At 69.1% G+C, this 19,482-nt stretch carries 19 protein-coding genes and 2 pseudogenes; 10 read left to right on the top strand and 11 right to left on the bottom strand.

What is annotated here, in order from left to right; all coding sequences use genetic code 11:
• Positions 1-129: 129 nt before the first annotated feature.
• The 3 genes from IEZ15_RS24930 (at position 130) to thrS (ending at position 3,841) form a co-directional block, all read left to right on the top strand.
• Positions 130-1,848, top strand: coding sequence for an FUSC family protein (locus IEZ15_RS24930; protein WP_189279433.1), 1,719 nt, complete (start codon positions 130-132; stop codon positions 1,846-1,848).
• On the top strand, positions 1,845-2,351 hold the full coding sequence (locus tag IEZ15_RS24925) for a MarR family winged helix-turn-helix transcriptional regulator (protein WP_114247739.1): 507 nt from the start codon (positions 1,845-1,847) through the stop codon (positions 2,349-2,351). Before IEZ15_RS24930 ends, IEZ15_RS24925 begins: the two co-directional genes overlap by 4 nt.
• 191 nt (positions 2,352-2,542) lie before the next feature.
• On the top strand, positions 2,543-3,841 hold the full coding sequence (thrS, locus tag IEZ15_RS24920; RefSeq protein ID WP_308427438.1) for a threonine--tRNA ligase: 1,299 nt from the start codon (positions 2,543-2,545) through the stop codon (positions 3,839-3,841).
• A gap of 26 nt (positions 3,842-3,867) precedes the next feature.
• On the opposite strand, the gene IEZ15_RS24915 is transcribed toward thrS, so the two are convergent.
• On the bottom strand, positions 3,868-4,014 hold the full coding sequence (locus IEZ15_RS24915; RefSeq protein ID WP_189279431.1) for a hypothetical protein: 147 nt from the start codon (positions 4,012-4,014) through the stop codon (positions 3,868-3,870).
• Between the two features lie 429 nt (positions 4,015-4,443).
• On the opposite strand from IEZ15_RS24915, the gene IEZ15_RS24910 reads away from it, so the two are divergent.
• The 6 genes from IEZ15_RS24910 (at position 4,444) to IEZ15_RS24885 (ending at position 10,576) form a co-directional block, all read left to right on the top strand.
• Positions 4,444-6,051, top strand: a complete 1,608-nt coding sequence (locus IEZ15_RS24910) for a sensor histidine kinase (RefSeq protein ID WP_189279430.1) — start codon at positions 4,444-4,446, stop codon at positions 6,049-6,051.
• On the top strand, positions 6,048-6,455 hold the full coding sequence (locus tag IEZ15_RS24905; RefSeq protein WP_114247742.1) for a roadblock/LC7 domain-containing protein: 408 nt from the start codon (positions 6,048-6,050) through the stop codon (positions 6,453-6,455). Before IEZ15_RS24910 ends, IEZ15_RS24905 begins: the two co-directional genes overlap by 4 nt.
• On the top strand, positions 6,452-6,823 hold the full coding sequence (locus tag IEZ15_RS24900) for a DUF742 domain-containing protein (protein WP_189279429.1): 372 nt from the start codon (positions 6,452-6,454) through the stop codon (positions 6,821-6,823). The genes IEZ15_RS24905 and IEZ15_RS24900 overlap by 4 nt, the downstream gene beginning before the upstream one ends.
• Positions 6,804-7,418: a GTP-binding protein gene (locus IEZ15_RS24895; protein WP_114247744.1), complete on the top strand. Its 615-nt coding sequence runs from the start codon at positions 6,804-6,806 to the stop codon at positions 7,416-7,418. The genes IEZ15_RS24900 and IEZ15_RS24895 overlap by 20 nt, the downstream gene beginning before the upstream one ends.
• A gap of 68 nt (positions 7,419-7,486) precedes the next feature.
• Positions 7,487-9,079: a cytochrome P450 gene (locus IEZ15_RS24890; protein ID WP_189279428.1), complete on the top strand. Its 1,593-nt coding sequence runs from the start codon at positions 7,487-7,489 to the stop codon at positions 9,077-9,079.
• Positions 9,080-9,229: 150 nt separating this feature from the next.
• Positions 9,230-10,576, top strand: a complete 1,347-nt coding sequence (locus IEZ15_RS24885; RefSeq protein ID WP_189279427.1) for a 6-phospho-beta-glucosidase — start codon at positions 9,230-9,232, stop codon at positions 10,574-10,576.
• Positions 10,577-10,584: 8 nt separating this feature from the next.
• Here IEZ15_RS24885 and IEZ15_RS45000 read toward each other — a convergent pair.
• The 4 genes and pseudogenes from IEZ15_RS45000 to IEZ15_RS24870 all read right to left on the bottom strand — a co-directional run.
• Positions 10,585-10,971: pseudogene (locus IEZ15_RS45000) on the bottom strand (NF041680 family putative transposase); the annotation flags it as partial.
• Positions 10,972-11,108: 137 nt separating this feature from the next.
• Positions 11,109-12,377, bottom strand: coding sequence for an MFS transporter (locus tag IEZ15_RS24880; RefSeq protein WP_189279426.1), 1,269 nt, complete (start codon positions 12,375-12,377; stop codon positions 11,109-11,111).
• Entirely contained in the window at positions 12,374-12,622 is a 249-nt protein-coding gene (locus IEZ15_RS24875; RefSeq protein ID WP_189279425.1) for a hypothetical protein, read from the bottom strand. The genes IEZ15_RS24880 and IEZ15_RS24875 overlap by 4 nt, the downstream gene beginning before the upstream one ends.
• A 436-nt stretch (positions 12,623-13,058) precedes the next feature.
• Positions 13,059-13,679 carry a DUF7691 family protein gene (locus IEZ15_RS24870; protein ID WP_189279424.1) on the bottom strand — a complete coding sequence of 207 codons (621 nt, stop codon included), beginning with the start codon at positions 13,677-13,679 and terminating at the stop codon, positions 13,059-13,061.
• A gap of 530 nt (positions 13,680-14,209) precedes the next feature.
• Here IEZ15_RS24870 and IEZ15_RS24865 point away from each other — a divergent pair.
• Positions 14,210-16,201: an SMI1/KNR4 family protein gene (locus IEZ15_RS24865; protein ID WP_189279423.1), complete on the top strand. Its 1,992-nt coding sequence runs from the start codon at positions 14,210-14,212 to the stop codon at positions 16,199-16,201.
• Positions 16,202-16,220: 19 nt separating this feature from the next.
• Here the strand turns inward: IEZ15_RS24865 and IEZ15_RS24860 are convergent, their stop codons facing one another.
• The 6 genes and pseudogenes from IEZ15_RS24860 to IEZ15_RS24835 all read right to left on the bottom strand — a co-directional run bounded on the left by IEZ15_RS24860 (position 16,221) and on the right by IEZ15_RS24835 (position 19,311).
• Positions 16,221-16,547, bottom strand: coding sequence for a hypothetical protein (locus IEZ15_RS24860; RefSeq protein WP_189279422.1), 327 nt, complete (start codon positions 16,545-16,547; stop codon positions 16,221-16,223).
• On the bottom strand, positions 16,547-16,669 hold the full coding sequence (locus tag IEZ15_RS46450) for a hypothetical protein (RefSeq protein ID WP_268250419.1): 123 nt from the start codon (positions 16,667-16,669) through the stop codon (positions 16,547-16,549). Before IEZ15_RS46450 ends, IEZ15_RS24860 begins: the two co-directional genes overlap by 1 nt.
• Positions 16,670-16,776: 107 nt before the next feature.
• Positions 16,777-16,938, bottom strand: a complete 162-nt coding sequence (locus IEZ15_RS24850; protein ID WP_229846099.1) for a hypothetical protein — start codon at positions 16,936-16,938, stop codon at positions 16,777-16,779.
• Between the two features lie 364 nt (positions 16,939-17,302).
• Positions 17,303-17,710, bottom strand: a complete 408-nt coding sequence (locus IEZ15_RS44995; protein WP_229846098.1) for a DUF6233 domain-containing protein — start codon at positions 17,708-17,710, stop codon at positions 17,303-17,305.
• Positions 17,711-17,712: 2 nt separating this feature from the next.
• Positions 17,713-17,988, bottom strand: a pseudogene (locus IEZ15_RS24840) (DUF8825 domain-containing protein); the annotation flags it as partial.
• Positions 17,989-18,006: 18 nt separating this feature from the next.
• Complete coding sequence (locus IEZ15_RS24835; RefSeq protein ID WP_229846096.1) at positions 18,007-19,311, bottom strand: glycosyltransferase family 39 protein; 1,305 nt, start codon at positions 19,309-19,311, stop codon at positions 18,007-18,009.
• Positions 19,312-19,482: the final 171 nt, after the last annotated feature.

Raw genomic sequence — 19,482 nt, 5'->3', positions numbered from 1 at the left:
CATAGACACGTGCCTGTCTGTCCTCGTGCAGTTGAACGCTATGGGTTCGCGCAGGGGGCGGCCGTCGGCGCCGCGGCCTCGTCACCGAAGAAAATGTTTTACGGGTGTAATACCTGTTAAAGTATTTGGGTGAGCGATACAACCATTCGATCCCGGCAGCCCTCGGTCCGCAGACTCCCGCTGGTCGCCCCCCTGCGCCTCGCCCGGCCCTCGGACATGTGGTTCAAGCCGGCGCTGAGTGTGGTCGTCGCCACCGCGGTACCGGATCTGCTGCTGTTCGCCATCGACCGGCTCGACCTCGTGATGTACACGATGGCCGGCTCGCTCTGTGCGCTGTACGGCCACAACCTGCCGTACGCCCGCCGCGCCCGCGCCGTCGCGGGGGTCGTCGTCTCCATGGTCATCGGCATGGCGATATCCCTCGTCGCGGCCTCGCTCACGGGATCGACCGCCGTGCTGATCGCGGTGGGCGCGCTGCTCGCCGCCGGACAGAAGATGCTCTGCGACGCCACCCGCATCGGCCCGCCGGGGCCGGTGATCTTCACGTTCATCACCTCGGCCGCACTCTTTGCCCCGCAGCACCTCGGCCAGGTACCCGGCCACCTCGCGCTGACCCTGGCCGCGGGCGTGATCTCCTGGCTGGTCACGGTCGGCCCCGCGGTGATCCGCAGGGAGGGCCCGGAGCGCCGGGCGACCGCCCGCGCACTCGACGCGGCCGCGGCCTACGTCACAGCCCCCGGCCACCGCACCCGGCGCGGCGCGGTCGCGGCCGTGCACGCGGCCTGGCAGGCGCTGCTCTCCGCCGGACGCCCCACCCCCGTACGCCGGGCTCTCGAACGTCTCGTCGTCCACGCCGAGGCCGCCCTCGCCGGGGGCGCCCACGACGCCTCCCCGATCGCTCCCGCCGCTGCCCCCGCCTCCGACCCCGAGCGGCTCCGCGCCTGGGCCCGGCAGACCCGTGCCCGTGGACCCGTCCCCACTCCGCCGCCCGCCCCCGGCACGTCCGATGAGTTGTTCGGCATCGACGCCGAACGGGCCGCCCGGCGCACACGAAGCCGCCGCGACGCCCGCCGCGCACTGCTGCGCAGCCTCGCCCCCGGCTCCCCGCTGCTCCCCATCGGCGCCCGTGTGCTCATCGGCTGTGCCCTGGCCGGATATGTCTCCCAGGCGGCCGGCGTCGGACGGCCCTACTGGGCGATCGTCACGGCCGCCTCCCTGTACCAGGCCAACGTGACATTGTCCTGGAACCGAGCCCTTCAGCGGACCCTCGGCAATCTGCTCGGCGTCCTCGTCTTCGCCGCCGTCCTCCCGGTCAGCCGCACCGGACCGCTGGCCCTCATCGGCTTCTGCCTGTTCTTCGGCTTCGCGGCCGAGGCCCTGATCACCCGCAACTACTGGCTCGGCTCCATCGCCGTCACGCCGATGGCCCTGCTGGTCCTGGAGTTCGGCGGCACCCACCCGGCCGGTGAGCTCATCGGCGACCGGGTCCTGGACACTGTGATCGGCGCCGGGGTGGGCATCCTCGCCGCCATGCTGGTGACCAACCGCCGGGCCGCCGGACGCCTCGAAAAGGCCCTGGCCGCCACCGACCGGGCCCGCGCCCACGCCGTACACGCGCTTGCCGCCCCGCAGCCCACGCCCGCCGCTCTCGACGCCGCGCGCCGCAGGCTGACCGGCTCGCTCGTCGAGCTGCGCGAGGCCGACGACACCGCAGCGGGCGAATGGTGGCAGCGCGCCCTGCCCCAGGAGCAGGTCCTCGCGGCCGAGCAGGCCGGACACCGTACGCTCGCCGCGACAGCAACACGGCAGGGGCTGATCGCCCCCGCCCAGGAGAACGGAGCGGTGTGACCGACGACATCGTCGCCTCGGTGGTGCGGCAGTGGCAGGCCGTCAACCCGGAGCTGGACACCGGACCGATGGAGCTCATCGGCCGTATCAACCGCTGTGCGGCCCTGCTCCAGCAGGCGGAGGACGCCCCGCTGCGCGCCGCCGGCCTGACCCGCGCCGAGTTCGACCTGCTCGGTGCCGTACGCCGTACCGACCGCGAACTCACCCCCGGTGAGCTGGCCAGGGAGACGTTCTCCTCCGGCGCCGCCGTCACGAAGCGTCTGCGCGTCCTTCAGGAGCGTGGGCTCGTCGACCGCCGCAGCGACGCCCGCGACCGCCGCGTCGCCCATGTCCGCCTCACCGAGGAGGGCCGCGACCTGGTCGACCGGCTGCTGCCCCGGCAACTGGCGTACGAACGCATGGTGCTGTCCGGTCTCGACGAACATTCCCGTACCCGGCTCAGCACCCAGCTCAGCGAGTTGCTGGTGCAGCTGGAGGGACGCATCGGCGGCGCCCGGCGCTGAACCGGGGGCCGGGACTCCACCGGGTTGGCCCGCGGTCGGGACCGGCAGCACCGGAGGACCGGGCAGCACCGCAGGGCCGCCGGCGCCGGAAACAAATCCCGCGCGGACATCGGTACGTCGCTGCTAACGTCCGCCGTATGAAGCGCGCTGCCATGACGACGACGCCGGAGAGTGTCCCGGCGCGCTGACAGCTGTTCAGTCCGAAGCCCCGGGGCGAGTGCCCCGGGGCTTCCGGCTGCGGTCACTCGTCCGACGATCGCGAGGAGACCGTCATGCACGACCACCGCAAGCTCGGCCGTGAGCTGGACCTGTTCGACACCGACCCGCTGATCGGCGCGGGACTGCCGTACTGGCTGCCCGACGGCGCAGTCGTGCGCCACACCCTGGAGGAGTACATCCGCACCGCCGAACGGCGGGCGGGCTACCGGCACGTGTACTCGCCGGTGCTCGGCAAGCGGGAGCTGTACGAGATCTCCGGGCACTGGTCGCACTACAGCGACGACATGTTCCCGCCGATGGACCTGAGTGGGGAGCAGGTCGTGCTGCGGCCCAGCCTGTGTCCGCACCACGCGGTCATCTACCGCTCCCGCTCCCACAGCTACCGCGAACTGCCGCTGCGCATGGCGGAGCTGGGCGGCATGTACCGCTCCGAACTCTCCGGAGTGCTCGGCGGACTGACCCGTGTGAGGGCCATCCAGCTGAACGACGCGCACATCTTCTGCACCCTGGACCAGGTGGCCGAGGAGGTGCAGGCGGCGCTGGAGCTGATCCGCCGGGCGTACCGGGCGCTGGGCGTCCGCCCGGCCCGCTACCGGCTATCCCTCCCGGGACCCGGCGGGAAGTACGTCGCCGCCCCCGAGATGTGGCAGCGGTCCACCGCCCTGCTGGCCGAGGTCCTCGACCGCTCCGGCCTGCCCTACGAGGCGGCCGAGGGAGAGGCCGCGTTCTACGGCCCGAAGATCGATGTCCAGGTCGCCGACAGTGCGGGCAGGGAGTCCACCCTGTCCACCGTCCAGGTCGACTTCCACCAGCCGGCCCGGTTCGACCTGCACTACATCGGCCCGGACGGCGCGAAGCACCGGCCGGTCATGATCCACCGCAGCATCATCGGCAGCGTGGAGCGAGCCGTCGCCCACCTCATCGAGGAACACGGCGGGGCCTTCCCCGCCTGGCTCGCCCCCACCCAGTTGGCGATCCTCCCGGTCTCCGAAGCCGAACTGCCGAATGCCGAGGCGCTCGCCCGGCGGTGCACCGGTCTCGGGCTGCGGGCCGAGATCGCCGGACCGGAACGCGGCACTCTGGGGGCCCGCATCCGGGAAGCCCGCCTGGTGCCCTACCAAGCCGTCATCGGTGCCAGGGAAGCCGCCGATGACCATGTCGCCCTGCGCCTGCGCGACGGACGCCGGCACGATCCACAGTCCGCCGACGACGTCCTCGCCCGCATCGTCGCCCTGGTGGACGCCCACAGCACCGGCCTCTGGGACCAGTGAGAGATGCCGGGCCCCGGAACAGGCCCTCAGAAGGCCTGCTCCGGGTGCCTGTTCATCCGTGGATGCACGGCCAGGATCAGCTGTGCGGTGAGGACGCGGCAGATCTCCGCAGCGATACCGACCGCACCGCCCGTCGCCATGGCGACCTTGCCGTGCACCCGTCCTTCAGTCATGAACGTGCTCCTTTCGATCCGCTTCGATCACATGTGCCAGCGTCCCTCACTGCGGTACGGAATGGATCGGTCCTGGGATCGAGTCGTTCGGTTACTTCTCCATCCACCGTGCTCCTTCCGTGAGAGTGCTCGAATCGGCCTTCCGGGCACCTCTGTGACTGTCCCCATGTGAAGTACGACGAGTGCTCCGCCTTGCGAATTCCCCTCACTCGTAACTCCTTGTGTACGTGCGGAGGCGGTGCGTGCGAAAACTCGTGAGTGTATTACCGCGGGAGTGCTCGCGCAGGGGGTTGGGTGAATGTGCCGAAGCACTGTTCCGATCTGACTAAGCTCACGCGCAGCGAAGTCGAGTTGATATGAATTCGATCGCTTGTTCCCGAGTGTCCTGCAAGCGCGTATACCTCCAGAATCAACCGCCAGAGGTTTTAGATGGTTCGTGTTGAATCACCGCCGATCGAACGAGAAACCCCCGTCGTTCGCGCCATGTTGCTGCCCGTGCTCCTGATGGGTGGTGCCACCGCCGCCGCGGTGACACTGGTTTCCGCGGCCGCGCGGATACCAGTCGTCTGGTGCGGCGCGCTCGCCACCGTCGTGGTCGCCGCACTCACCCTTCAACTCGCCCGCCGGGCACGCGATCTGCGCACCCAGCGTGCGGTGTACGAACGGCGCTTCGTCGACCTGGAGCGGCGCATCGCCACACACGACGACGAGACCGTGCGGATCAGCAAGGAGCTCCTGCCGGCCGCCATCCACCGGCTACGCGTGGGCAATTCACCCGAAGAGGTGCTCCGGGACGTCGTCGACGCGGACGAGTTGTACCGCGACCTGCCCGACGCCCAGCGCACCCTCGTCTACACGGTGCTGAACATCATCGACAACGAAGAGGCGATGCGTGACTCCGCGCAGCGCGCCTTCGTCAACGTCGCCCGGCGCGTCCAGGCGATCGTCCACCGCCAGGCGAGTGAACTGCGGGAGATGGAGGAGCACCACGGGCGCAACCCCGACGTCTTCGACGACCTGCTCCGCATCGACCACGGCACCGCGCTGATCGGCCGTCTCGCCGACTCCATCGCGGTACTCGGCGGCGCCCGCCCCAGTCGCCAATGGCCCAAGCCCGTACCGCTGTTCAGCGTGCTGCGCGGCGCCATGTCCCGCATCCTGGAGTACCCGCGCGTCGATCTGCACTCGATCGCCAAGGTCGCCATCATCGGCACGGCCGTCGAACCGCTCATCCACGCCTGCGCCGAACTCCTCGACAACGCCACCCGCTACTCGCCGCCGCAGACCCGGGTGCACGTCACCGCCGTCGAGGTGCAGACCGGCATCGCCATCGAGATCGAGGACGGCGGCGTCTCGCTCAGCGAGGAGGCCCGCGCGCGGGCCGAGAACATGCTCGCCAGGGCCCAGGCCGGCTCCAACATGAACGACCTCGGCGAGTCCCCGCGACTCGGCATGGCAGTCGTCGGACGACTCTCGCGGATGTACGACCTCCAGGTCTCGCTGCGGCAGTCCGCGTACGGCGGTGTCCGCGCCGTACTCATCGTGCCCCGCGCCATGATCACCACCGGACCCGCTCCCGGCATCGCCCACGGTATCGGCGCCACATCGAGGCCCACCAGCGACATCGACCAGGAGGCCATGAAGCACGTCGTGCCGGCACGCCGCAAGCCCCGCCCCGTGGCCCAGCGCCCCGTCACCGGACCGGTCGCACCCGTCACCCGGCCGGCCGTCCCCGCGACCGCCATGGAGGACGACGTCCCCGTGGTGACCGAGTGGACCGCGGACGGTCTCCCGCAACGCCGCAGCCGCGGCCGCGCCCCTCTGGGCTCGCACAACCTCCCCGCGCAGGCCGTCGACTCCACCGCAGGACAGCGCAACGGCCACACCGGCGGCCGCGGCCAGGGGAACGACAGCGGCAAGGCGCAGCCCCCCGGACTCTGGCTGGAGGCCTTCACCAACGCCGTCAACGGTGTGCCGCAGGAGCCGAAGACCGACGAAGACTCTGACGATGCCTGGGACAAGGGAGACCTGAAGTGATCCAGCAGCGGGGAAATATGGACTGGATGCTCAAGGAACTGGCAGACGACGTGCCGGACATCCACCAGATCGTGGTGCTCTCCGCCGACGGTCTGCGCATCGCCCGGCACGGCGGCGACCCCGATGTCGCCGACCGCCTCGCGGCGGCCTGCGCGGGGCTGCAGAGCCTGGCCGCCGCCGTCGCCTCCGAAATCCCGTACAGCGACGGCCTCATGCGCCTCGTCGTCATCGAAGTCACCGGCGGTTTCTTCTACTTGATGGCCGCCGGAACCGGCGCGTACCTCGCGGTCCTTGCCGGTGAGACGGTCGACGCGGGGCTCGTCGGGTCGCGGATGCGTGACATGGTCGCCAGGATCGGTGCCCACCTGACGAGCCCGCCGCGCCATGACGGGCAGGCCGGATGAATTCTCCCCGACGAGAACGCCGGAAGGCCGACCCGGCACTGAGCGACCCGGAACGGCTGTACGTGATCACCGGCGATCCCGACGGCAGCGAGCGGGCGCCGCTCGACCTGGTCACCATGGTCGTCGCGAAGGCCCAGCCGACGCCGACGGTCCAGCCCGAGCAGGCGGTGATCCTGCGGCTCTGTCAGGCGCCTTTATCCGTCGCCGAGATCTCGGCGTACCTCGGACTGCCCTTCAGCGTGGTGACATCGCTCCTCACGGAACTCCTCGCGACCGAACTCATCGAATCGCGCGCGCCCATCGTCCGCGCCACTCTCCCGGACAGGTCCCTTCTCGAAGCGGTGATGCATGGACTTCAGAAGCTCTGACACGATCACCGGCCCCCGGCGCGAGGACGTCCTCCCCACCACGGCGACAGCCGCGGTGAAGGTCGTGATCGTCGGAGGGTTCGGGGTCGGCAAGACGACCATGGTCGGATCCGTCAGCGAGATCCGGCCGTTGACCACCGAAGAGACCATGACTCAGGCCGGAGTCGGCGTGGATGACAACTTCGGGGTGGAGAGCAAGACCGCCACCACCGTCGCCATGGACTTCGGCCGGATCTCCATCAGTGAGGAACTGATCCTCTATCTGTTCGGCACCCCGGGCCAGGAACGGTTCTGGTTCCTGTGGAACGGCCTGTTCGAAGGCGCCCTCGGCGCGGTGGTCCTCATCGACACCCGCCGCCTCGAAGTCAGCTTCGACGTCATCGGACGGCTGGAGGAGCGCGGCGTGCCGTTCGTCGTCGCCGTCAACACCTTCCCCGACGCCCCGAAACACCCCGCCGAGGCGCTGCGTGCCGCTCTGGACCTCCCCGAAGAGGTCCCGGTGATCGACTGCGACGCCCGACTGCGTGCCTCCAGCCGCGACGTACTGATGACGCTGATGCGCTATCTGCACAGTCTGGCCCTCCCGCTCGCCTGACAGCAGTACACACACCCCCCGCGCGTCCCATCCGTCTGGTCCTTGGAATCCTGATCCCTGGAGCGATCGTGACAACCCCATTCCACTACGAGCCCGGAGCGGCCCAGGGGCCGGTTCCGCCCCCCGAGTGCCCGGCCCACGGCCTCGGTACCGGTCCCGGCGGACTGCGTCGACTCTACGGCCCGGAGGCCGAGCGGGACCCCCACGGGCTGTACGACAAGCTGCGCGCCGAACACGGCAGCGTGGCCCCCGTACTGCTGCACGGAGACGTACCCGTCTGGCTGGTACTCGGGCACAGCGAGAACCTGCACATGACCCGTACCCCCTCGCAGTTCTCCCGCGACTCCCGGCGATGGCGGGCCCTTCAGGACGGCACCGTCGCCCCGGACCACCCACTGGCCCCGATCTTCACCTGGCAGCCGGTCTGTGTCTTCGCCGACGGCGCCACCCATGAACGCCAGCGCGGCGCGGTCACCGACAGCATGGGCCGCATCGACACCCGCGGGGTGCGCCGCCATGTCAACCGCTACAGCAACCGGCTCGTCAACGACTTCTGCCAGGAAGGCCGTGTCGACCTGGTCAGCCAGTTCGCCGAGCGGCTGCCGATGATGGTGATGTGCGCGATCCTCGGCATGCCCGAGGAGTACAACGACCGGATGGTCCGGGCCGCCCGCGACATGACCCGCGGCACGGCGACCGCGATCGCGAGCAACGCCTACGTCCTTGACGTGCTGACCCGGCTCGTCCAACGCCGCCGGCGCGAACCCGCGGACGACTTCGCCACCTGGCTCGTCGACCATCCGGCAGGAATGAACGACCGGGAGGTCAGCGAGCATCTGCGGCTGATCCTCATCGCCTCCTACGAAGCGACCGCCAACCTGATCGCCAACGTCCTGCGCATGGTGCTCACCGACCCCCGCTTCCGGGCCAGGCTCAGCGGCGGTCATATGACGGTGCCCGAAGCGGTCGAGCAGATCCTGTGGGACGAACCGCCGTTCACCGCGGTCTTCGGCCGCTGGGCGGTCGGCGACACCGAACTGGGCGGGCAGCAGATCAAGGCGGGCGACGCCCTCATCGTCGGCATCGCACCGGCCAACACCGATCCGGTGGTGCGGCCCGACCTCAATGCCGACATGGAAGGCAATCGCGCCCACCTCGCTTTCAGCGGCGGCCCCCATGAATGCCCGGGGCAGGACATCGGACGCGCCATCGCGGACGTCGGTGTCGACGCCCTGCTCATGCGGCTCCCCGACCTCGAACTCGCCGTCGACGAGAGCGAGCTGAGCTGGATCGGGAACATCCTGGGCCGGCACCTGGTGGAGCTTCCGGCGGACTTCGCCGCGCGTGAGCCGCAGGACGACAAGGAACCGCCGTCCATGGGGAAGCCGAACCTGCCGCGCCAGGACCGGGAGGTGCAGCCCACGGTCCGGCGCACCGCCCCCACACCCGGCCGCCCTCCCGGTGCGGCACCGGCGCCTGCCTCGACGGGTGCGATGGGCGTGCCTGGTGTGCCTGGCGTTACGTCCACCGCGACGGTGACCGACGAGTCCGGGGGCACGTCCGCCGGGCAGTCCGCCGCCGGCCGAATCCCGCAGCAGCGCAGCGAAACCGCACCGGCGAGGCTGTGGCGGGCCGTTTCGCGCTGGTGGAGCGGCAACTGAACCGGCGGGAGTCGAGACGGATCGCCGGCCCGGTGGCTGCGGACCCACAGGTCTGCGGCCACCGGGCCGGGCGCTGTCGGAGCAGGTGGAGAGCTGCCGTCCGGAGTCGCTCGGGCCCCGTCCGGGCCCGCCCACGTACCATGCGGAAGCGTGAAGCTGACAATTCTGGGCGGCGGCGGATTCCGGGTTCCACTCGTGTACGGGGCGCTGCTCGCCGATCACGCCGAGGGCCGCGTGTCCGCAGTCACCCTCTACGACACAGACGCCGACCGGCTCACCGCCATCGCCCGGGTGCTCCGCGAACAGGCCGCGAACGTTCCGGACGCGCCCGCCGTCACCGCCACCACCGCGCTCGACGAGGCGCTGAGGGGCGCCGACTTCGTCTTCTCGGCGATCCGCGTCGGCGGCCTCGAAGGACGGGCCGCCGATGAACGGGTCGCCCTCGACGAAGGTGTACTCGGCCAGGAGACGGTCGGGGCGGGCGGCATCGCGTACGGGCTGCGCACCGTGCCCGTCGCGGTCGACCTCGCGAAGCGCATCGCGCGGCTCGCCCCGAACGCCTGGGTCATCAACTTCACCAACCCGGCCGGCCTGGTCACCGAGGCCATGTCTCGTCACCTGGGCGACCGGGTCATCGGCATCTGCGACTCCCCGGTCGGCCTCGGCCGCCGAATCGCCCGGGTGCTCGGCTCCGACCCCGACCGGGCCCGGATCGACTATGTCGGCCTCAACCATCTCGGCTGGGTCCGCGCACTGCATGTCGACGGCCGCGACGAACTCCCGCGGCTGCTGGCGGACCCGGACCTCCTCGGCTCCTTCGAGGAAGGCAGACTCTTCGGCGTCGACTGGCTGCAGTCGCTGGGTGCCGTCCCCAACGAGTATCTGCACTACTACTACTTCAACCGGGAAGCCGTACGCGCCTACCAGGACGCCGAGCAGACCCGGGGAGCCTTTCTCCGTGAGCAGCAGGCGGGTTTCTACGCCCGGGTGAAGGACCCGGCCGCCCCCGCGCTGCCGGCCTGGGACCGGACCCGCGCCGAACGCGAAGCCACCTATATGTCGGAGAACCGCGAGGTCGCCGGAGTCGGCGAGCGGGACGAGAGCGATCTGGAGTCCGGCGGCTACGAGAAGGTGGCGCTCGCCCTCATGCGGGCCGTCGCCCGCAACGAACGGACCTCGCTCATCCTCAACGTCCGCAACCGCACGACACTTTCCGTACTCGACGCGGACGCCGTCATCGAGGTGCCGTGCCTGGTCGACGCGAACGGCGCCCGTCCCGTCGCCGTCGATCCGCTTCCGTACCACGCCGTCGGACTGGTCACCGCGGTCAAGGCCGTCGAGCGCGCGGTACTGGATGCGGCGGAGAGCGGCTCACGGGCGGCCGCCGTGAAGGCCTTCGCGTTGCACCCGCTGGTCGACTCGGTGACCGTGGCCGGACGTCTCCTCGACGGGTACACAAAGGCCCATCCCGGGCTCGCCTATCTGAACCGGCCCTAGCTTGATCTTTAACCTGTGCGGCGCGGACGCGGGGTTGTTGACTTCTTCGTCCGTCGTTTTGCGGGGCCCGGTTTGCCGACTGTGTGCACGTCGTAGCGTGGTGTGGGCCAGGTGTTCTTGCGACCGGATGGCCGTCCTGGGCCGGGGCGGGAGGATTTCGGTGCTCTGGCAGGACAGGCCGCCTTCGGGCGGAGGTGCCGGAAATCGCGGCGGACTCGGGCGGGAGTGAGCTTGTCGGGCGGGCTCGGTCTTTCCCACGGCCGTCGCAGGTCGGCCGCCAGCGGGCGGGCCAGACGTAGTTGGGTGAACACGGCGAGGATCAGCCAGGTCCAGCGGTCGGCTGCTTCGGGGGTGCGGATCTTCGGGCAGGTCCAGCCCAGGGTCTGCTTGAACAGCCACGTTCACCATGGACGCTGTCGTACGGCGGCCGGAACCAGCCGCCCAGTGCTCTACCGGCGCTGGTCCGACCGCCATGACCTTATCCGCGCCGCGCCTCTGCCATCGGGCAGGGCGTTGCTCGAGATGGTCTGTTTCAGGATGCCTTTTGGTCGGCGGGCTTCTCGATCTCGGTGGTCACCCGTGCCCCTCGGAAGAGCACCGGGAGCCACAGGAGACAAGCCAGCAGGGGGACCGCGGCGTAGGTGGCCATGCCCACACCGGAGCCCAGCCCGTCCATGAGCGCGCCGAGGACGAGATAGCCGATGCCGATGAGCGCCGACTCCACGAATGCGATCATCGACAGCAGGCTCGCCCGGTGGCGCGACGGCACGGCCTCGTTGAACACGTTGTCCACGATCACGGCGGTGATCTCGGGAATCCCGACCAGGGCCAGGAACGCGGCGATGGTGACCCAGACAAGGCCGAGGCCGCTCAGGCCGAGTGCCGCGGCGAGCGTCAGGAGGGCCACCGGGACTATGACCCGATACCCGATGCGCCGGTCCGCGCGGTCCGACAGCAGCGGAGTGAGCCCGCCAGCGAAGAATCCCGCCGATATGACCACGCTGACCAATGCGGTGCCCGCTCCCTGATCGGAGAGGGTCTTCTGCGCAAAGATGATGTACGGCGTCAAAGTCGCATGCATCAATCCGGACACCACGACAAGCGTCACGAGCGCCGGCGTGGCGACCCGAAGCATCGCCCGCCATGCTGTGGCGTCGCCGTGCTCCTCGGCTCCGTCCTGCTCGTCCACCGCGTCCGCGCCGCGGATCTCGGGCACCCGTGACATCAGCACCACCACGGCTAGGGCGAGGCACACCGCCGAACCGACGTAGACGACTCCCCAGGAGATCTGCTGCAGTTGGCCGCCGAGGACGATGGCGGCTCCCGAGGTGACCGTCCCGAGCATGGTGAACCGGGACTTGATCTTGACGTAGTTGGCCGTTGCACCACGACGCACGAGCAGGTCGTACAGCAGGGCGGTGTCCGAGCCGGACACACATGCCATGCCCACGCCCTGCCCGATGAACAGCGCCAGGAACACCCAGTAGTTGGAGAACGTCCCCTGGCCGAGCAGACATCCAGCTATCAGCATCTGGCCGATCACGATGCTGGCACGCCTGCCGATTCGGTCGGCGATGACCCCCGTCGGCAACTCCGCAAGTCCGCTGACCAGGTAGAGCAGTGTCTGCAGTAGGGCCACTTGCCCGGCGGAGAAGCCTCGCTGCTGAAGGAAGAGGACGAATACGCCGCGCTGGAACAGGGTGTTGGCGAGCACGGCGTATACGTAGAACGGGCGCGTGACACTTCGTGCTGCATTGTCGACTGCAGCCGACCCGCTAAGGGCCTCCGTGGTGCCGGTCACGCTGCGGGCTCCCTGGTGACTCCGGTGATCATTAGTGTTGGGCCTCCGCCGCGGACCGGAACCTCCAGTCCATACTTCGCGCAGGATATTGGGCCGGCCATCCGCTCGTCGAGGACGAACCGGGCATCGCCGAGGCGCGCTTCGGCCGCCTTGCCCAGCTGGTCCTTGGGGATCTCAACGGGATTCTCGACCCGTCCGCCCGGAAACTCCACGGCGGTCTCAAAGCCATCGCTCTCAACTGCCACTGGAAGTGATCTTCAGTGAGAAAACCTCAGTGAGTTCACTCAGCTCAAGCAGCCTCGTGTCGCACGAAACACTCCTCGACAGCCCAGCGGCTGCCGGCGATGCGGATCAGCTGATCGAGCGTGGTGTCCGCGGGGCAGTAGGCGATGTAGTAGGAAATCTCCCCGCGCCGTGCTCCAGGGTGCCGGCACCGGCTCACGGGCCGGGAGCGGGTGGCGCCGGTATCGACGGCGCTCCGCCCCCGGGCGGCGCGGGAGTCTGCGGTTCGGGTGGCTGCCGCCGAGGACGGGTACCAGTGCGGTCAGCACCATGGCACTGCAGCCGATCGCACCGACGACGTCGCCCTTGCCCGTCGGGGCCAAGCCGCTCAAGAAGAGCAACGAACCCGCGAGGCGTGGGGAGCCGTGGCACGGGAAGCCCGGTGCCCCGTCCGGGACTTCAGGAACGGAAGCCGATAACGCCAAAGCCCGGCCGTTCCGCCGCGTGCCGCATCCAGCCGAGACACTGCATAACGGCCTCCATGACTTCAGGCTCCAGCGGTGGCGCCTGGCCCGACTCGTCGACCGCCCGCTTGGTGGCCTCGAACTGCTCCAGCGCCTGTGCAATGTGATCGGGCGTCCACTCGCCGCAGCCCGGCATGTATGTGTACGGCAGAGGACCGGGCAGGTCGCTGTAGCTGAAGTCCTCGACAGACACGGCGGTGACATCCAGAGCATTCAGGCCCTCGTCGACCACCGACAGCCAGTCACCCCGGTGCGGCGTAAAACAGTTGTTGTCCAGGAACGAGCCGGTGAGCGAGCACAGCCGCTTGTAGGCGTAGCCGTACTGGAAGGCGTGGTCCTTGTTCTCGCCGAAGGGTCCGCCGTTGATGACCGCGCGCAGTGCCTCGTAGGCCGTAGGGGCACCTTCCTCGATTGCGTGGCTGAAATAGTCGTCGTCGCGTGCCAGGTCGTCCCCGAAGCTGTTGCGGATCACCTCCAGCAACTGGTCATCACGGGATCCGACCAAGGCACGCGTAGCGGCCACGTCGAGCAGGTAGACGCTCAGAGAAGAACTCATGGGACGAACCTAAGGGAAGCCGCTGACATTGCTGCGCGTGGCTTCGTTCACGTCTTGCGGTTCTGGCTCACTTTCCGTTTGCGCCGTGAGGCGCTGTTGGTTCGAGTGGAGGTGGAGGACCGTGCGCCACGAGGCGCTGTGATCCGCGTGCGGGTGTGAGACCCACACCGTTGTCCCGTCGCAGCGGGACGACAGAAGCAGGGGGCAGCCGGGCCCGGCGAGTCGGCCGGAACTGATGGAGAGCAGCCCGGACAACGACGGGACGCACCGAAACTACCGGATGACGCGGGTTCGGCAAGCGAGACGGGAAGGTGGACGCGAGGAACCAGCGGTGTAAAGCCCCTCAAGACCTCCGCCAGCTCAAACCCGGTGGATCTGGGCTGGATTGCGGTGCGCACTGCCCGTCGGGGCGGGACCTCATGCCTCGGCCTGACACACCGCCGGGGCGATGCCCTGCGGTCAGTCGGTTTTCTGAGGGGGCCTGCCGTGTCAGTGGTGGCTGCGACTATCCGTTCATGACAGTGAGACCTGTGAGTGAATCGTGGCAGCGGATCGAGATGTGGCTGGCTGTGCATGCGCCGCGGACGTTCGCGTCGCTGAGTCAGCCTGCCTCCGCGGACGCGATCAGCGCCGCGGCTGATGAGTTGGGGATGCGGTTTCCCGCAGATCTGGTCGAGTCTCTTCTGCGTCACGACGGTGTCGCTCGAGGCGACGGCGGCTTCGCGTTCCCCGGTGGGGAGGTGCTGATGTCCTTGGAGGGTCTGCTGGAACGGGGGCGGATGTACAAGCAGTTGTGGGGCAGGGACCACGAGATTATTGAGAGCGGATACTGGAACCCGGAGTTTTTGATGTTCGCGGAGCGGAACGTCACTCCGGACGGGCTGGCCCTCGACTGCCGCAGCGGTGCCACGTTCGGAGCGTTAGGTTGGCATTTCAAGGGAGAAGGGACCAGCTTCGGGCAGTGGGCCTCCCTTGCGGCGTTCCTGCATGAGCTGGCGGAATGCCTCGAGCACGGGCATGCCATGGGGTGGCCGCGGAAATGCGTGCCGGTCGCCTGGCAGGGGGCTCTGCTGTGGGAGGAGGCTCCGGAACCGCCATCCGCCCTCCGGTCTGTCTTCGAGCTCGCGGCAGCGGCTTCTGCACCCGCCGTTCCCGAACCTGAATACGGCCACGTGCCGCCGATCGTGGAGGATGGGTGGGCCGGTGGATACCACGCGTTTTGTCTCACTTTCGTACACGGCGTGGACGAGGCAGAGCTCTTGCGTCGTTTCGGCGCCCTGAATGAAACGTGGCGCCCTCGTTCACGCGCGGAGGCCCGCGACGATGCTGCCCGGTGGACCAGTGGTTACCTCCCGGTGGTTCGGGCCGGCAGCTGTGGGCAGTGGGCGTTCGGAATCGAGGAAGGGGTGGGGGAAGGTGCTCGCGGCGAGGTTTTGCGTCGCTTGTCCCACGGCAGTCAGGCCGTGTCAGTGGCCTTCTCGGGCTTCACCAGGCTGTCCTTCTACGAGGACGGGCAACTGGTGACGGTTTACGACACGCGGCGTGCCTACCAGCTGCCTGGTGAGGCGGATCCCTTCGGGGTCTTTCCCGCGCTGCCTGCGCACGATGCAGCCGCAGGCCGGCTTCTGCCGGACGGACGGGCCGTGTGGTCGTCCAGCGAGCAGGAGCCCGCGCGGCAGCGTTCAGCTCTGCAGCAGGTGTGCGAGGTCGTCCGCGACCACTTCGGTATCGGCCTGCCATCAGAGGCCCTCAGTGGCGACCTCACCAGTGCCCATGTGCTGCCGCTGCTGCCCGCACCTCACGGAAGAACCCGCCCACCGGCTGAGGTCGCCGAATACATAACCACAGCACCGGAGGCATACTTGCGCCCCACACTGGGAGCGCAACTAGCCAGTGCCGCAGCCGACAACGGCCTCGACATCTACCCGGAGATCCTTGAAGCGGTACATCGGGCCGAATGGGACGAGGAACACGGAATCGATCAAACTTCACCCCTGGGAGTACGGCTGCGCCTGATCCTCCGGAGGCGGGCGCCGTACGACGATGCCCCCGAGACGACAACGGTCAGCCCCTGCTCGGAGGTCACGACATATTCGCCTGGCAGCAGCGCGCCAATACGGCGCGAGCCTTCATCGAAGCGCTCTCCCTGCCCCTCCGGGAAGCCATCGGAGTTGTGGTCCACGAGCGCCGTGACCCCCGCTGGCGAGAGCAGCTCGTGGCCCAACTCACCGGAAAGTGACAAGGCGTGCCGCTCATCGAGCAGGAACGGCAGCGGCAGGTGCTGCGGGAGCAGCCGTGAGCTGCAGGTTTCCCTCCTCCCGGTGTCGGCCGACGAGCGTCATTGTCTGATCGAGGGCAATCTGCCCAGGCATACCAGCTCACCTGCTCACCTGAGTAACACGTCGCGTCGTACGGATCGCCCCTGTGCCGCGCATGCGCGGACCGGCCGCCCCTCACCCTGGGATGATCTGCGGCTACGAAAATCTTGTCAGAGCCACGTTCATGTGTCCGCCGACTCCTGACCGCACTCCGCAGGTTCCGTTAGCCGCAGTTACCAGTAACGGGGAGCGGTGCGGCCTCCAGGACCTTCAGGGCGTCGACGGTGAGCCGGGCCGGGGCGTCGGGGTCGTCGGGCTGGATGACGGTGCCGGTGACGCGCAGGAGGTTGCCGGGCTGGATCTCGCGCAGCAGCACGTCGGCGATGCGCGGGTCTCCGGTGGTGCAGGCATACACCGTGTCGGGGGCGTCGGGTGCGACCCGGTCCGCGTTGGCAGGGGAGTGGATCAGGTCGAACACGGCGGTGCCCCAGCCGGGGGCCGGGATCGCGTCGACGCAGCCGTCTATGACGAGGTGCGTCTGGGGGTTCATCAGCTGGCCTCCGCCAGGGTCTCGGTGGGGCGAGGGGAGTGGGGTCGGGTGGTGCGCTGCGCGAGCAGCAGGAGCTCGCGGTTGCGCTTCTTCTGGGCGTTGGTGAGCGGCCGCACCTTCACGCCGCCGTGGCGGTGCCAGAGCGGGGACGCGGGCGGCTCGGGGCAGGCGAGGGCGTAGTCGACGTCGCGGTCGGTGCTGCTTATGGGGTGCCTCCAGGTGGAGGGGGTCAGGCGTGGTCGTCGTCGCGCCGGCTCCTGGGCTGGGCGTCGGAGGCGAACCTGCCGAGGCGGGCCTCGGTTGGGTTTGCGGCGATCCAGTCCTCAGCGCACGCCTTGTGAATGGGCTCCTTGGAGTGGGAGCGCATCGGCGTGGGCTGCTCGCACAGCACGCACCAGCGGCCACCATCGAGGGAACTCCGTCCGGCAGGTATCCGGCGACGGAGGCCACGGGCAAGACCGTCAACGTGCCCGTGGCCTCCAAGAGGCGGGGGCAACACCACTTCCAGCTGACTAGGCCGTGTCCAGGTAGGGCGTCAGTCGGCCGCCCGTAAGCACACGATCAGCACGGCGTGCCGTCATGGGGCTTGAGGTAGCAGATAGCGACGATGTCTACGCCGTGAAGGGTGCCTGTCTAGTCGGTGCTGACGGGCTCCGCGTAGTCAAGGGCGTAATCAAGCCGTTCCCTGCGGTGTGCGCCGCTGTCGAGCCGCTCAGACTCGATGTAGGTGACACCGTCTGTCGTGAACACCCCGGTCACCTGGAACTCGTGGTCGCCCTGCGGGCGCCTGGATAGCGAAAGGCCCAGACGGAGCCGACCCTGGGGTGCGCGGTCATGTTGCCCAGTCTGTCACTGCCAGGGCGCGGTCCGACATAGTTCAGAGAAGGCTCAGCCAGAGCAATCATCGCTTCCTCCCGGTCGAGAAACCCGAGCTGGGCGCTGTACAAGCCACACCCTCCGCGGTGCAGCATCGCCATCTCGCCCGAACGCCGGGGCTGGATCTTCCACGACTGCTCGGCACGTGCCCGCTTCCGGGCACGCCGTTCTTGCTCCGCCTTGTCTTCGAGCTCCCGGATCCGGCCCCTGACCTGGCGAAGCTGCCACTCCAGCCACTCGGCCAGGGCGCGGTTCTTGTCCAGGCCAGATATGCCGCCGTCGGGCACGGCTACGACGCCTCTGGCTCGTGGGCGTGCTTGAGTGCCATTCGCGCTTCGACGACACGTCCATCGAGAGTGCCCCAGAAGGAGTGCGTGGACACGGTGATGCTGAGTTCCAGCAGCCGGGCCTGAAAGCGGGCGACCTCTGCGGCCTGCTCCTCCGTGTACCCGGGGCTGTCTGCCTTGCCGGACCGGTACTCGGAGTGCAGCTGCTTCTCACCTTCCCACCCCGGCATGGGCTCTGCCGACCACGGGAGGGTCTTGGCGGGTCGGGTATCCGCGAGATGCTCGCGGACCCGGCCTCAGCAGCGGCCGGGGCGCGCGTACACCGTGATCACCGAACCGTCGACCGTTTGCTTGCCGCACGCCTCGAAGTGGTCAGCGAGCGTGTCACGCTTCACCCGGGCCATGGCACTGTCCTCTACCGTCACGCCGGATGGCGAGGCGATGGCGACGATCCGGTGGCGTGCGAGCATTCGAGTGCGCAGTTCGTCGGGGGCCACCTCGGTGCCGTACAGGCTGTGCGAAGTGAGCGGGCCGCGTGCCCTTGCCGGATCCACCCCCGGGGCGGGCCTGGGCGCGGCAAGTTCCCAGGCCCTTCGCTTCACGGACAGGTACACCAAGCCGTCGTCGGGCCGGACGGTTTCGCGCAGAACGGCGGCGAGTGCGGTCATGTCGTCCGAGCGGCTTGCGGGAGTGCGCAGGTCCAGGGCGGTCGGCACCAGTGCCGCGCAGGCGATGACGGCCGCGACGACCGCGCCCGCGCGGATCCTGCGCCCGCGCCGCAGCACCTGGTCGAACGCGGCACCGAGGAGCAGCGCGAGGCCCGCGACACCGTAGAGCACATACCGGTCCAGGTACAGAGGCTTGGCCAGGGCCAGGAGCATCAGGAGTCCGGTTGGCACGAGGAACAGACCGAGACCGAGGACAACCAGCCGGCGCTCGCACGCGGTGCGGGTCCGCCGGCCCGCCACGGCGATCCGTACTGCCGCCAGGGCCACGCCGACCATGAGTGAGAAGTGGGCGTACTCGTCAGGTTTCGTGGCGTCCAGCCAACCCACCTGGGTGGACTGCCGCATACTCACCAGCACAAGCGGGGCGAGCCCCGCAACGACACGCACGGCCGCCGCCACGAAGGTCCGGCGCATCGCGCGCGGCACCACCAGGGCATGCGCGGCCAATGCGAGCACCGCAAACTCGTGCACCAAGCAGGCCGTGAGCAGCAGCGCCGTGTACGCCGCCCACATGCCCCGCCGATCGCGCTCGACCGCTCGCACCAAGGCGTAGGTCGCCCAGACGACAAGGGCGCACACCAGCGCGTACGAGCGGCCCTCCTGCGCGTACCGCTGCACCCCGGGCAGAACGACGAACACGATGCCCGCGCACAGCCCGGCACGCGGCCCTGCCAGGTGAAGCCCAATCATCGCGACACCGCCCGCGGCCGCCGCCGCGGCGAGCACCGAGGGCAGCCGCAGCACGACCACGTCCGTACCGAAGACGTCGAACAGGCCGTGCATCAGCAGGTAGTAGAGACCGTGCACCGCGTCGATGCGCCCTAACGTCTGCCACAGATCGGGAAGATCGCGACTCGCCAGCCCGATTGTCACGGCCTCGTCATGCCAAACGGCACCATCGCGCCGCAGACCCCATAGACCCAGCACGAGAGCGAGCAGCACCGGCACGACGACAACGCACCGCCGGCCGAGGGCCACTGTTGCACGGGGGGCGGACGTGGTGCGAGACCGTGCGAGGAGCGTGCGGGGCTGGACGGTGGCGAT

This window comes from Streptomyces atratus, assembly GCF_014648655.1.
GTDB classification, from domain to species: domain Bacteria; phylum Actinomycetota; class Actinomycetes; order Streptomycetales; family Streptomycetaceae; genus Streptomyces; species Streptomyces atratus.
Note: the sequence above shows the minus strand (reverse complement) of the source record. Positions and strands in the feature narration are given on the sequence as shown.

Excerpts from the sequence above, each read along its gene's own strand:
- IEZ15_RS24915 (WP_189279431.1), bottom strand. The coding sequence starts at position 4,014 with ATGACTGAAGGACGGGTGCACGGCAAGGTCGCCATGGCGACGGGCGGT.
- IEZ15_RS24860 (WP_189279422.1), bottom strand. The coding sequence starts at position 16,547 with ATGAACCCCCAGACGCACCTCGTCATAGACGGCTGCGTCGACGCGATC.
- IEZ15_RS24900 (WP_189279429.1), top strand. The coding sequence starts at position 6,452 with ATGAATTCTCCCCGACGAGAACGCCGGAAGGCCGACCCGGCACTGAGC.
- IEZ15_RS24895 (WP_114247744.1), top strand. The coding sequence starts at position 6,804 with ATGGACTTCAGAAGCTCTGACACGATCACCGGCCCCCGGCGCGAGGAC.
- IEZ15_RS24870 (WP_189279424.1), bottom strand. The coding sequence starts at position 13,679 with ATGAGTTCTTCTCTGAGCGTCTACCTGCTCGACGTGGCCGCTACGCGT.
- IEZ15_RS24910 (WP_189279430.1), top strand. The coding sequence starts at position 4,444 with ATGGTTCGTGTTGAATCACCGCCGATCGAACGAGAAACCCCCGTCGTT.